Here is a 13,817-nt window from a genome sequence, read left to right as displayed (position 1 = left end):
TAACTATGAGCACAAACCAAATAGAACAGGCACTCCTTGCCCCAAATGGTCTGACAGAACAAGACATTGCTGACACGCTTGCCAGCATTGCGACGCGCCAGATCGATTATGCGGACATTTACTTTCAGTCCAGCTGGCATGAGTCTCTGGTTCTAGAAGATAGCATCATCAAAGATGGCTCTTTTAACATTGATTGTGGTGTTGGTGTCCGTGCAGTAACTGGCGAGAAAACCGGCTTTGCCTACTCTGATCAAATCCAGCCTGAAGGCCTGAAGCAGAGTGCAATCGCGGCGCGCGGTATTGCTCAGCAAGGGCAGAATGGTAAAGTCCAAGCGTTTAAACGCACCGAAAACCAAGCGTACTACGCCGCTGTGAATCCACTAGCTGAATGGGAAAAGCAGCAAAAAACAGAATTGCTCAAATCTCTAGATGCTTACATCCGCACTAAAGAACCATTGATTAAAGAAGTCTCGATCAGCATCAGCGGTGTGCATGAGCAGATGCTTGTTGCGGCAACAGACGGTACTTATGCAGGCGATATTCGTCCTTTGGTGCGTTTGTCTATTAGTGTGCTTGCACAAAAAGGTGAACGACGTGAACGCGGTAGCGCTGGTGGCGGCGGCCGTTTCGGTTACGATTTCTTTTTAACGGAAAGCAATGGTGTGAAACAAGCTTTTCATTACGCAGACGAAGCGATTCGCATGGCGTTAATCAACCTTGAAGCAGAAGCAGCACCAGCTGGCATGATGCCAGTGGTATTGGGTTCTGGCTGGCCTGGCGTGTTGCTACACGAAGCGGTAGGTCATGGCCTAGAAGGTGATTTTAACCGGAAGGAATCTTCGGTTTTCTCTGGCAAAATGGGTCAACAAGTGACGTCTTCACTATGTACCATCGTCGATGATGGCACGTTAAAAGACCTTCGTGGTTCATTGAATGTGGATGATGAAGGGGTAAACGGCCAGTACAACACGCTTATCGAAAATGGTGTGCTGAAAGGTTACATGCAAGACAAGCTAAACGCGCGGTTAATGGGTGTGAACCCAACAGGTAATGGTCGTCGTGAATCGTATGCACACTTGCCAATGCCTCGTATGACCAACACCTACATGCTTCCAGGTGAACATACGCCAGAAGAAATTATCTCGACGGTCGAGAAAGGGTTGTATGCGCCAAACTTTGGTGGCGGCCAGGTGGACATTACTTCGGGTAAGTTTGTGTTCTCTGCATCGGAAGCGTACTTGATTGAAAACGGTAAAATTACGCGCCCTGTTAAAGGTGCGACGTTGATTGGCTCAGGTATCGAAGCAATGCAGCAAGTGTCTATGGTCGGTAACGACTTAAGTATCGACAAGGGCGTTGGCGTATGTGGTAAAGCAGGTCAAAGTGTGCCGGTTGGTGTTGGTCAGCCGACCTTGAAGCTGGACTCACTGACAGTGGGTGGCACTGAGTAACTCAGTCGAATCGTTATAAAAAGAGCGCTCATTAGAGCGCTCTTTTGCTTTGTGAGTCGGTGTCAATTACAGGTTTTCTTCAGCAAATTCCGCCAAGCGGCTACGAACCACGCCGTTGAGGTGAATATTTGCGCTGCCTTCAAAGTTCTTGAAGCGCTCAACCATGTACGTCAATCCTGATGTCACTGGGGTGAGGTAATGAGAGTCAATCTGCGCCAAGTTACCGGAGCAGACGATTTTGGTTCCTTCGCCACAGCGGGTAATGATGGTTTTGATTTGTGATGCAGTGAGGTTTTGACACTCATCAAGCAGTACAAACGCATTTTGAATCGAACGGCCACGCATAAAGTTGATCGATTTAAATTGAATGTTGGCTTTATCGCAGATGTACTTCAATGAGCCTTCAGTGCAGTGATCGTGTTTATGTAGTGCTTCCAAGGTATCGGTCACCGCCGCTAACCACGGCATCATTTTCTCCTCTTCGGAGCCGGGTAAGAAGCCGATGGATTCACCGATATCTGGCGTGTTACGTGTTACGATAATTTTATCGAACATGCTTTTTTCAATGGTTTGCTCCAATGCTGCTGCCATTGCCAGTAATGTCTTACCACTACCCGCCGCACCCGTTAGAATCACCAAGTCAATTTCTGGATCGAGTAAGGCATCTAACGCCATTCCCTGGTAGATATTTTTAGGTGTGATGTCCCAAGCCTTACGATGCATTAGACGTTCGCGGCTCAGGTCGAGAAGCGTTAGCTTGTCTTCATTGATGGTTTCTACGCGACCAGCAAAGTCACTGTCTTCATCAATAACGTATTGGTTGATAAAGGTTGGGTCGAAGGGTTCGCGACTGAGTTTGTGGTAAGTTTTTCCGCCCAGAGCATAGCTTTCTACTTCCTCAATACCGCTCCAGAAATCACCTTCACGCAATTGAAAGCCTTTGGTTAGGTATTGAATGTCGTCAATCAGTTGGTCGGTTCTATAGTCCTCAACAAAGCGTACACCAGCCCCTTTGGCTCGCAGACGCATGTTGATGTCTTTCGTGATCAGTACCACTTCACGTGGTGCACGTTTATTTTGCAGATAAAGCACCGCGTTGAGAATACGGTTGTCACCGGCTTTGTCGGCGAAGGCTTTGACAGTTTCCTGCAGTTCAAAATCCGCCAAAATGGAAATAGTACCTTGGTCGGGGTTGTCTTTAGAAACAGGAATGCCTTCAGAGATTTCATCTGGCGTTGCTTCTTTAAACAAATCTTCCAAGGTGCGAATAGCCACGCGCGCATCTCTTGCAACGTCGCGCTTACTGTCTTTGATTCGGTCGAGTTCTTCCAACACGGTCATGGGGATAACGACATCGTGTTCTTGGAAAGAGAAGATGGCAAAGGGTTCATGAAGAAGAATGTTGGTATCGAGTACAAACAGTTTCCGATCGGTATCGCCCATAGCGTCTCCTTGCCGTAGTACGGCTCTGCATGCGAGTTGTTAGGTCGTTTCCAAATAGGTGTGAAGTGACCTAACTCTGATTGCTTGCAATAGAGGTTGTCGGGCTGATGTCGGCTAGTGTGCAACCGAGTAGCAAGACAACTTACTGCAAACCCGTGTTGATCCTAATCGTGTACTAACGCGCTTAAATCATATGCAATGGTTTTAAACGCCCCTCATTAGAAGTATACGTAATATTTACGTTCTACAACTTAATAATTGGCATGAGTATTTTACAATTTGATTGCATTTAGAGTTTGGGAAAAAAAGTTTCTGCTTGGTGCGGTTTCGGCGTGACCTAAATCACAGCTTCAAGTAAGATTAGCGACCTTTTTCTGCGTATAGGCTACGTCCGATTTATCATGTTGAGCTGGCTTAAAAAATACTCAGTTCATACTGGAATGACGAATGCTATCGGCATAGCAGAAGCCAGAATCAGATCTAAACTATTATCCGTGCCTACGGGCATGAGTAGACCAACAAGAAATACGAATCAAGAACTAATAACGAGGTAGTCAATTCATGACATTTGCTTTGGGGCAGCGCTGGATTAGCGATACGGAAAGCGATTTAGGTTTAGGTACCGTTGTAGCAATGGATGCTCGTACTGTGACATTGATGTTTGCAGCGTCAGAGGAAAACCGAGTTTACGCACGTAACGATGCACCTGTTACCCGAGTCACCTTTAATGTTGGGGATGTCATCGATTGCCAAGAAGGTTGGTCTCTAAAAGTAGAAGAAGTACTGGAAGATGAAGGTCTTTACACCTATTTCGGTACTCGTGAAGACACGCAAGAAACCGCTGTTGTTCTGCGTGAGATTTTCCTTAGCAACCAAATTCGTTTTAACAAACCTCAAGATAAGTTGTACGCCGGTCAAATCGACCGTATGGACAACTTTGTTCTGCGTTACCGTGCGCTAACCAACCAGTTTGAGCAGCATAAGAGCCCAATGCGTGGCCTATGCGGTATGCGTGCAGGTTTGATCCCTCATCAGCTTTACATCGCGCACGAAGTTGGCCGTCGTCACGCGCCACGCGTCTTGTTGGCGGATGAGGTAGGTTTGGGTAAAACCATTGAAGCGGGTATGATCATCCACCAACAAGTTCTGTCTGGTCGTGCCGAACGCATTTTGATTGTGGTGCCTGAAACACTGCAGCATCAATGGCTGGTTGAGATGATGCGTCGTTTCAATCTGCATTTCTCTATCTTTGACGAAGAGCGCTGTATCGAAGCGTTTGCGGATGCAGAAAACCCATTTGATACTCAGCAATATGTGCTGTGTTCTTTGGATTTCCTACGCAAGAGCCGCAAGCGTTTTGAACAAGCACTGGAAGGTGAATGGGACCTACTGGTTGTCGATGAAGCGCATCACCTTGAATGGAGCCAAGATAAACCGAGCCGTGAATACCAAGTGGTAGAAGGCTTGGCTGAACGTACTCCAGGTGTGTTGCTACTGACTGCAACGCCAGAGCAGCTTGGTCGTGAGAGTCACTTTGCTCGTCTGCGTTTGTTGGATCCAGACCGCTTCTATGATTACGAAGCATTCGTTGAGGAAGAAGAGCAATACGCGCCCGTAGCAGATGCGATTACTTCACTCTTTTCCGGTGAAAAGCTACCTAATGAAGCAAAAAACCAGATCACTGAGTTGTTGTCTGAACAAGACGTAGAACCACTTTTCCGTATTATTGAAAGTGAAGCGGACGAAGAAGCTAAAGCGTCGGCACGCCAAGAGCTGATCGATAACTTGATGGATCGTCATGGTACAGGGCGTGTTTTGTTCCGTAACACGCGCGCGGCCATCAAAGGCTTCCCTACGCGTAACGTGCATCTGATGCCAATGGATATTCCACCGCAATACACTACATCAATGCGTGTTGCTGGAATGATTGGCGGTAAGATGAGTTCTGAAGCACGTGCGATGAAGAACCTTTACCCGGAAGAAATTTTCCAAGAATTTGAAGGCGATGACGCGAGCTGGTGGCAGTTTGACTCGCGTGTGAATTGGTTGCTTGAAAAAGTAAAAGAGAAGCGCAGCGAGAAAATCCTCGTGATTGCTTCTCGTGCGAGTACCGCACTGCAATTGGAGCAAGCACTGCGTGAGCGTGAAGGTATCCGCGCCACCGTTTTCCACGAAGGTATGTCGATTCTTGAACGTGACAAAGCGGCGGCTTACTTTGCGCAAGAAGAAGGTGGAGCACAAGTTCTTATCTGTAGCGAAATCGGCTCTGAAGGTCGTAACTTCCAGTTTGCCAACCAACTTGTCATGTTCGACTTGCCATTTAACCCAGACTTGCTTGAGCAACGTATTGGTCGTTTGGACCGTATCGGTCAAAATCGCGATATCGACATTCATGTTCCTTACCTGAAAGGCACATCGCAAGCGATCCTAGCACGTTGGTTCGATGAAGGCCTGAACGCTTTTGCGGAAACCTGCCCAACAGGCCGTGCTGTTTACGATAAGTACTCCGATGATCTGATTGAAATTCTTGCCTCTGGTGATACCAGCACGCTAGATGAGATCATTGAAGCGTCAGCAAAAATGAATAAAGAGCTGAAATCCCAATTGGAGCAAGGCCGTGATCGCCTATTAGAAATGCATTCAAATGGCGGGGAAAAAGCACAACAAATCGTTGAGAAAATTGAATCAACTGACGGCGATACCAATCTGGTCACCTTCGCACTTTCTCTTTTTGACACGATTGGCTTGAATCAAGACGATAAAGGTGAAAACGCCCTGATTGTGACCCCATCTGAGCACATGATGGTGCCAAGCTACCCAGGTCTGCCATACGAAGGAGCGACGATCACGTTTGATCGTGATACGGCTTTATCTCGTGAAGATATGCACTTTATCAGTTGGGAACACCCAATGATCCAGGGTGGTATCGATCTTCTTATGAGTGAAGGGGTGGGGACGTCTGCGGTATCTCTATTGAAAAACAAAGCGTTACCAGTCGGGACTATTCTTCTTGAGTTGATTTACGCGGTAGATGCGCAAGCGCCAAAACGCAGTGGTATCGCGCGCTTCTTACCGAAAACGCCAATCCGTTTAATGATGGACTCGCGTGGTAATGATTTGTCTGCTCAAGTGGAGTTTGAAAGCTTTAACCGCCAGCTCAGCCCTGTAAACCGTCACTTAGGTAGCAAGTTGGTTACGTCGGTACAGAAAGACGTACACCGCTTAATTGAAGCCGGTGATGTTCTTATTGAAGAGAAGGTCGAAGAAGTACGCAAACAAGCTCATCAAGATATGCAGCACAGTTTGAATGCAGAGCTTGAGCGTTTGCAAGCACTGAAAGCGGTGAACCCAAATATTCGTGACGAAGAAATTGAAGCTATCGACGCACAAATTAAAGAGCTCACTGGTTACATCAACCAAGCTCAGGTTCAGCTCGACTCGCTGCGTTTGATTGTGGTGAGCCACAACTAAGTAAGTATTTATTGCTCATTAAAAAAGGTCTTCAGTTGAAGACCTTTTTCTTTATTTACGGTTTAGTTTCTTTAAGCGGAATGCATTAATCACTGATAGCTATCTCATTTACATCAACCACTTCCACCAGATAAATACAGCCAAGAAGCCAAACAAGTAAATCAGGCCTGCAATCGATAACCACTTTAGTTTAGGTCCAACAGCCAAAGGCTCAGGTAACTCAGTTTTGCTCACTAATGTGTAATTTAGCAGAGCAAAGAATGGCGTGGTCATAAAGGCGAGGATCATCGCAAAGTTCAGCATAGGCAATAACGCAGAAGCCCAGAAAACCACAATACCCAATGCAAGTAAGGAGACTACCAGCATGATCGCTGAAGTGGTTTTAGGGTTAGTGTCTGGTTGCGAGCGCAGTAAGCGTTGAGAATCCGAAATAACGCGCGAATAGCCATCAATAACGGTAATCGTGCTGCCAAAGATACAGAAAAACGCAATTACCGCGATCAAGTAACGAGACCATTCGCCAATCGTTGCCGCATATAAGCCAACCAATTGGTGGGAGAAGCCAACGCCAGAGCTTTCAAGCGCAACGCCAGAACCATAAAGCATCAAAGAGCCTAGCGATACAAAGATAATGGCAAGAAACGCCGTGCCAATATAACCGACATTAAAGTCAAATAGAGCAGAGCGGTATGTTACTTCTTGCTGGCTTGATTGGCGTTTTAGCCACGCTGAGGTTAAACAGGAGATCTCTATCGGTGCAGGCATCCACCCCATTGTCACGACGATAAAACCAATAGCCGCAATAGACCAAGGTGACGGCGGCTCGAAGTTGGCTACTTGCTCAACAGGGTTACCAAAGGCGATAGAAACAGCGAGTAAAGTCGCGATGGTTAACACCGACATGATCACCTTAGATAGCGTATCGAGCGCTTTGTAATGGCCAGCAAATAATATGATCAGGCAGGTGACAATCACAATGATGCTGAGTGATGCCATTGATAGTGAAAACGGAATGAAGTAGCCCAGCAAGCTAGCGCTAAACATCAACAAAGCGGCGGTATTGATGACGGCCGATACCACGCTAAGAAATAGAAATAGCCATAGATAAGGCCGACCTAATTTCGCGTAGCCCTCAACCAAGGTGAGCCCTGTCCCCATGGTGTACTGTACGCCCGCTCGGAAAAAAGGGTATTTAAACAGGTTTACGAGCAGAATCAGTGCAGCCAATTGCCAACCATAAATCGCACCAGCCTTGGTTGATGCCACGAGGTGAGAGCCACCGACCGCAGCAGATGCCATTAATATGCCGGGGCCTAGCGAACGAAAAAATAAGGAAAGTTTGGATTGGGGTTTATCTATAACGGCGGAGTCCATTGCTTATTGTCCTTTTTATCTTATGTATCTTTCTAAAGAGATACATACCGCAGTACATGACAAGCTGAGCGATCGCCCTATACTGCGCAACGGTAATGTCTTTTAAATGCTGTGTTTTGATGTATTTATTTTAAGTATTCTTTGCGAATATCATGCTGTGTGCATCTAGCACTCTATTCAGTTATGCGTCTTGTTGTCAAACTAAATTTACAACGTGCTATTTTTAGTTTTTATGCTAAAGGATTGACTTTGTTTTATTGGGTTGAACTTTTCTTCAGAATCCTGCATCGGGTGCTATTTGGGTATATAATCGCGGCGTTTTTATTTTGTAGAGATCTCCCATGGCAATGCTTGAATATACCCCTCCCACCGACCCTTGGGTTGATATCGTTTTTGAGGATGACGACATTCTGGCAGTGAATAAGCCATCAGGGCTGCTGTCTGTCCCTGGTCGCCTTGCAGAGCATTACGACAGCATGTGGAGCCGCCTCAAAGAGTTGTATCCAGAAATTCAAGTTGTGCATCGCTTGGATATGTCGACATCAGGGTTGATGTTGCTGGCGAAAAACAAACCCGCGGAGCGAGCATTAAAAAAGCAGTTCCAATATCGCCTCACTCACAAGGTGTATTACGCACGTGTTTGGGGGCATGTTGAGCCGCAAGAAGGGAATATTGATCTTCCATTAATTTGTGATTGGCCAAATCGTCCACGACAAAAAGTATGTTTTGACGACGGCAAACCATCTCAAACTTTATTCCAAGTAGTGAAGCGTGAAGTGCACCCTGATGGCACTCATACGACCGTTGTGCGACTACTGCCCATTACTGGTCGATCGCATCAGTTACGCGTGCATTTGATGGCGATTGGTCATGCGATTATTGGTGATGAGTTTTATGCAACTGAACAGGCGTATCAGTTTTCAGAGCGTTTAGAGTTGCACGCTGCGGAGCTAAGTTTTTATCACCCAGCTACGGATCAGTTGAGAAGTATTTTTGTACCCTGTGACTTTTATCCTGAAGCCGAGGCGATGATCTTTAACTATTTTTCGCCAGAGCGTACATTGCCTGATTATAAAACGTTGCCACACCCTTAATGCCAATTGCACTCAACAGCGGTTCTTTCTAGTTCGCTATTTTTGGCTATTTCGTTACTGTGGTTGATGTATCCTGTCTTTCAGCCGTGAACAAGGAGTTGTTATGTCTTTGCCAAGCATCGTATTTTTAGACCGAGCGACCATCCCAGAACATATTGAGGTCCCACGACCTGGCTTTCCGCACCACTGGCGTGAGTACGACCTAACTGCGCCTGAGCAGGTAATAGAAAGGTTAGCAGATGCCGATATCGTGATTAGCAATAAAGTCCTGCTTGACCAACATGTATTAGAGCAACTACCAAAATTACGGATGATCGCCGTTGCCGCAACTGGTTTTAACAACGTCGATGTGAACTACTGTGCTAATCATGATATTGCGGTTGCTAATGTACGTGGTTACGCGACGCGTTCGGTGCCCGAGCACGTGATGGCAATGTTATTCGCTTTAAGACGGAATTTATTTGGGTACCACCAAGATATTGCCGCAGGTGAGTGGCAGCGTAACCAGCAGTTTTGTTTTTTTACGCACCCAATCGGGGATATTGGTGGTAGCACGTTAGGTGTTGTTGGTAGTGGGGCTCTAGGGCAAGCGACGGCGAATCTGGCTCAAGCGTTAGGAATGACCGTGTTGTTTTCTGAGCGTAAAGGGGCGGCAGAATGTAGACCAGGTTATGTGCCGTTTGAGGAAGTATTAAAACGCTCCGATGCGCTGACTTTGCATTGCCCGCTCAACGATCATACTCAGAATTTAATTGGTCAAGCAGAGTTGCAACAAATGAAGTCCAACGCCATTTTGATTAATACAGGGCGTGGAGGTTTGGTGGATGAGAGCGCGCTGGTGGATGCCTTAAAACAGCAAGAAATTGCAGCGGCTGGTTTTGATGTTTTTACACAAGAACCGGCTGATGAGAGCAATCCGCTGATTGCCAATATGAGTTTACCTAATTTGTTACTGACACCGCATGTTGCATGGGGCAGCGACTCATCTATCCAACGTTTAGCGGAAATCCTGATTGAGAACATTAACGCTTTCGAGCGCGGAGACCGCGTTAATCGCTTAGTGTAACGCTGACTGTAAAACCAAAGATAAAAAAGCAGACATTGACGTCTGCTTTTTGCGTTTAAATCGAATGCTCATTGCGTGAGCCCTCGAATTAAAACTCTTCTTCGTTTAGACCTTTAAGGATCTGAAAGATTTCGCGGTACGCTTTTGCTGGTTTCCCAGCTTTTTTCTCTTTCGCTGCTTGGCGAGCAAGTTGGCGTAGACGCTGACGATCCGCTTCTGGGTACATTTCCATTACGTCATCAATGGCTTTGTCACCTTCTTCCACTACGCGATCACGCAACGCTTCAAGTTTGTGGAATACCGCCGTTAATTGAGAGTGCTTATTACGAATTTTATCCAGTGCGGCTTGGATTGGCTCTGGATCTTCGTAACGCATCAATTTACCGATACGTTGTAATTGGCGACGACGCGCTTCATTTTTAAAGCGTTGCGCGTCAGCAATTGCTTCTCGCAAATCTTCGCTCAATGGAAACTTTTCTAGAACTGAAGGTTTGAGGCCGACAAGCTCCTCACCTAGCTTTTGCAGTTCTTCCATGTCTCGCTTCATCTCGGATTTACTTACCCAGATGATCTCTTCTTCTGGTTCCCATGGCGCTTTTTGATTCTTACGTGCCATTTCAGTTGCCTGTGTTTTGATTAATATTATGACTATTTTAACAAGAATCATGGGGAGAAAGCGAAATTCTTGTTATCCTATTGTTCATCAAAGACAAGATGTGAAAGACAATGGATATTAAACAGCAGGTTGCTGAGCAACGTACCGAGCTAGAGCAAGCCGTCGCAAGAGCCTTAAAGCTTGCATCGGCAAAATCTGACGCCGCCGAAGTCGCAATTACTAAAAGCACTGGTTTAAGTGTTTCAACTCGTATGGGTGAAGTAGAAAATGTCGAGTTCAACAGCGATGGTGCGCTGGGCATTACCGTTTACCGAGGTCAACGCAAAGGCAGTGCTTCCACGTCTGATTTAAGTGAAGCTGCAATCGAGCAAACCGTTATAGCGGCGCTAGATATTGCACATTACACATCTGAAGACCCATTTGCAGGCCCTGCAGCGAAAGAATACATGGTGCAAGAGATCCCTGAGCTTGATCTTTTCCACCCTGACGCACCCGATCCAGACTATGCTGCCAATGTGGCGATTGCAGCAGAAAAAGAGGCGATAAATTATAATAGTGCAATCAAACAAAGTGATGGCGCGAGTTATGATAGTCATTACGGCGTGAAAGTGTATGGCAATAGCCATGGCTTATTAGCTAGTTATGCGTCTAGCCGACATAGTACTAGCTGTTGTGTAATTGGCGTTGGTCAAAACGGCGAGATGGAACGTGATTACAGCTACACCGTGGCACGTCATCGTGATGACTTATGGACCCCAGAAACGGTGGGTCGTAAGGCGGCAGAGAATACGGTTAACCGCCTAGATGCGCAGCGTCTAAAAACAGGTCAATACCCAATCATGTTTGCGGCTGATGTTGCGACAGGCTTGATTGGCCATCTCGTTATGGCGATCAGCGGTGGTAACCTGTACCGAAAATCTTCTTTCTTACTTGACCATCTAGGCAAACAAGTGCTTCCTGAATGGTTCAATATCTCAGAACGTCCGCATGTATTGCGTGGTTTGGCATCAAGTCCATTCGATAGTGAAGGTGTGTACACTCAAGACCGTGAGATCATTACCGACGGTGTGCTAGCAACTTATCTGTTAACCAGTTATGCCGCACGTAAAATGAAGATGACGCCGACAGGTCACGCTGGTGGGATTCATAACTGGTACGTGAAGTCGACAGGCCAAAACTTCGAACAAATGCTTAAAGAGCTCGGTACTGGTCTTCTAGTGACAGAAGTCATGGGACAAGGTGTGAACGTGGTAACGGGGGATTACTCTCGCGGTGCCGCAGGCTTCTGGGTTGAGAATGGTGAAATCCAATACCCAGTATCAGAAATTACCATCGCAGGTAATCTAAAAGACATGTTCACCAAGATTGTGGCGGTTGGTAGTGATATTGAAACGCGCTCACAAATCCAAACGGGCTCTATCCTACTGGATACCATGAAAGTGGCGGGTGAATAAGCTTTTCTAGCAATTCAGAATCAAAAAAGCCTGATGTGTTCATCAGGCTTTTTCGTTTTTTCTGTTAGGTAATCAGTATTGTGGCAAGCCCTAAGAAGACAGATAAACCAATCACATCCGTCACCGTCGTTAATGCCATACCACCAGCTAAAGCAGGATCGATGTTCATTTTTTTCAATAGGATTGGAATCGTTACTCCTGCAATACCTGCGACCAATAAGTTGGTCAGCATGGCGGCGGAAATGATTCCTCCGAGCATCCAGTTACCTTTCCAAGCAACAACAATACCACCAATAATCAGCGCCCACATGATACCGTTGAGTAAGCCGATCGAAGCTTCTTTCATTAACAGTTCGCGTTTGTTTGAGTCACCGATATGACCAAGAGCAAGACCACGAATCACTAGTGCGACGGTTTGGTTACCAGCGACACCACCCATGGACGGAACAATCGTCATCAATACTGCAATGGCCGCCATTTGATCTAATGTGGCCTCAAACATATTAGAAACGGAAGCAGCAGCAAGGGCGGCTAATACGTTAGCGCCAAGCCAGATACTGCGTTTGCGAGCTGATTTTACAACAGGCGCGAAAGTATCTTCGTCATCGTCCATACCCGCCATACTCATCATCGAGTGTTCCGCGTCTTCACGAATAACGTCAACCACGTCATCGATGGTGATACGACCGACCAAATGCAAGTTTTCATCAACAACAGGTGCAGATACCCAATTACGGCGCTCGAACAGACTCGCAACATCTGAGTCGCTAGTATCGACGGTGATGGCCTCGTCCGCGTCTTCCATTACATCAATGATTTTTACGTCTGGCTGAGTGGTAATAAGCGTCGTGATCGGCAGTTCACCGATGAGCTTACTCTCTTCATCGATCACATACAGGGCATCCGTAGCTTCTGGAAGCTCGCCTTTCATACGTAGATAACGCAAAACTACGTCCACATCGACGTCACCACGAATTGTGATGACGTCGGTGTTCATCAGTCCACCCGCAGTGTCTTCTGGGTAGGATAGGGCGGTTTCGACCCGTAGACGGTCAGAGGAGTCCATTTGCGACAGGACTTCGCGTGACAGGTTGTCAGGCAAGCTACGCAGTACGTAAGCCACGTCATCGGTATCCATGCCTTCTGTCGCTTCTGCAAGCGCTTCTGGTGCCATTTTGGATACGAGGCTGTCTTTGACGTCTTCGTTCAGCTCGTCAAGGATTTCACCATAATCTTCAGGGTCGGTGAGTTGCCAAAGAACTTCACGGCTCTTACGTGGGGAGGCTTCTAAAAGGTGAGCGATATCCTCAGGTTCCATGTCCTGCAATTGACGACGAACATGGACGAAGCGGCCATTTTCTAGCGCTTCTGTGACTTCTTGGAGGGCTTGGTGAGCTTGGTCGAATTCAATTTGCTCTGCCATTCATTCCTCCCAATTCCTGATATTTACAATGCGTTGAATAATAACTTAATTCTAGGCGCCTTTTAATAACAACTTATGATACTAAGCAAATTTATTTATTAGGTCAGGGAAGAGAAAGATAATGGGAGGTAAGAAAAAAGCGAGTAAACTACTCGCCTTCATCAAATTTATCTTCGATCAAATGGCAAATGGCATCCAGTGCTTCTTCCGCTTGCCCACCCGTTGCGTGGATCGTGACGTATTGTCCTTGAGCGGACTCTAGCATTAACAGGCCCATTACGCTGTCTGCTGTGGCGGTTTTGTCTTCTTCATTGTCGATGGTGATGACCGCTTCAAAGCTCTGTGCCAGTTCGACCAGTTTGACTGCTGCACGAGCATGTAAGCCAAGGCGGTTTTGAATCAATACTTTACGACTTAACTCCACG

General features: G+C 46.6%; 10 protein-coding genes. 5 read left to right on the top strand and 5 right to left on the bottom strand.

Annotated elements, in window-relative coordinates; translation table 11 throughout:
- The first annotated feature begins 5 nt into the window (after positions 1 to 5).
- Entirely contained in the window at positions 6 to 1,451 is a 1,446-nt protein-coding gene (tldD, locus tag R7040_RS19935; RefSeq protein ID WP_025767609.1) for a metalloprotease TldD, read from the top strand.
- A gap of 66 nt (positions 1,452 to 1,517) precedes the next feature.
- Here tldD and R7040_RS19930 read toward each other — a convergent pair whose 3' ends face one another.
- Positions 1,518 to 2,894, bottom strand: a complete 1,377-nt coding sequence (locus R7040_RS19930; protein WP_005381133.1) for a PhoH family protein — start codon at positions 2,892 to 2,894, stop codon at positions 1,518 to 1,520.
- Between the two features lie 561 nt (positions 2,895 to 3,455).
- Here R7040_RS19930 and rapA point away from each other — a divergent pair.
- Positions 3,456 to 6,365 carry an RNA polymerase-associated protein RapA gene (gene rapA / locus R7040_RS19925; RefSeq protein ID WP_005388434.1) on the top strand — a complete coding sequence of 970 codons (2,910 nt, stop codon included), beginning with the start codon at positions 3,456 to 3,458 and terminating at the stop codon, positions 6,363 to 6,365.
- Positions 6,366 to 6,473: 108 nt separating this feature from the next.
- Here the strand turns inward: rapA and R7040_RS19920 are convergent, their stop codons facing one another.
- Positions 6,474 to 7,739 carry an NRAMP family divalent metal transporter gene (locus tag R7040_RS19920; protein ID WP_005381130.1) on the bottom strand — a complete coding sequence of 422 codons (1,266 nt, stop codon included), beginning with the start codon at positions 7,737 to 7,739 and terminating at the stop codon, positions 6,474 to 6,476.
- A gap of 341 nt (positions 7,740 to 8,080) precedes the next feature.
- On the opposite strand from R7040_RS19920, the gene rluA reads away from it, so the two are divergent.
- Together rluA and R7040_RS19910 are read left to right on the top strand one after the other, a co-directional pair.
- Positions 8,081 to 8,833 carry a bifunctional tRNA pseudouridine(32) synthase/23S rRNA pseudouridine(746) synthase RluA gene (rluA, locus tag R7040_RS19915; RefSeq protein ID WP_047103628.1) on the top strand — a complete coding sequence of 251 codons (753 nt, stop codon included), beginning with the start codon at positions 8,081 to 8,083 and terminating at the stop codon, positions 8,831 to 8,833.
- 103 nt (positions 8,834 to 8,936) lie between these two features.
- Positions 8,937 to 9,899 (top strand): D-2-hydroxyacid dehydrogenase, encoded by a 963-nt coding sequence (locus R7040_RS19910; protein ID WP_047103625.1) that lies wholly within the window; start codon positions 8,937 to 8,939, stop codon positions 9,897 to 9,899.
- An 88-nt stretch (positions 9,900 to 9,987) separates the two neighbouring features.
- Here R7040_RS19910 and yjgA read toward each other — a convergent pair whose 3' ends face one another.
- On the bottom strand, positions 9,988 to 10,515 hold the full coding sequence (yjgA, locus tag R7040_RS19905) for a ribosome biogenesis factor YjgA (protein ID WP_005381124.1): 528 nt from the start codon (positions 10,513 to 10,515) through the stop codon (positions 9,988 to 9,990).
- A 110-nt stretch (positions 10,516 to 10,625) separates the two neighbouring features.
- Here yjgA and pmbA point away from each other — a divergent pair, with 110 nt between their 5' ends.
- Positions 10,626 to 11,969 (top strand): metalloprotease PmbA, encoded by a 1,344-nt coding sequence (gene pmbA / locus R7040_RS19900; protein WP_115386307.1) that lies wholly within the window; start codon positions 10,626 to 10,628, stop codon positions 11,967 to 11,969.
- A 64-nt stretch (positions 11,970 to 12,033) separates the two neighbouring features.
- On the opposite strand, the gene mgtE is transcribed toward pmbA, so the two are convergent.
- Entirely contained in the window at positions 12,034 to 13,392 is a 1,359-nt protein-coding gene (gene mgtE, locus R7040_RS19895; RefSeq protein ID WP_005381121.1) for a magnesium transporter, read from the bottom strand.
- A 148-nt stretch (positions 13,393 to 13,540) separates the two neighbouring features.
- Positions 13,541 to 13,816 carry an HPr family phosphocarrier protein gene (locus R7040_RS19890; RefSeq protein ID WP_064354320.1) on the bottom strand — a complete coding sequence of 92 codons (276 nt, stop codon included), beginning with the start codon at positions 13,814 to 13,816 and terminating at the stop codon, positions 13,541 to 13,543.
- Position 13,817: the final 1 nt, after the last annotated feature.

Source organism: Vibrio sp. 1069 (assembly GCF_033340555.1).
The sequence above is the reverse complement of the archived record's forward strand: the minus strand, read 5'-3'. Positions and strand labels throughout refer to the sequence as shown.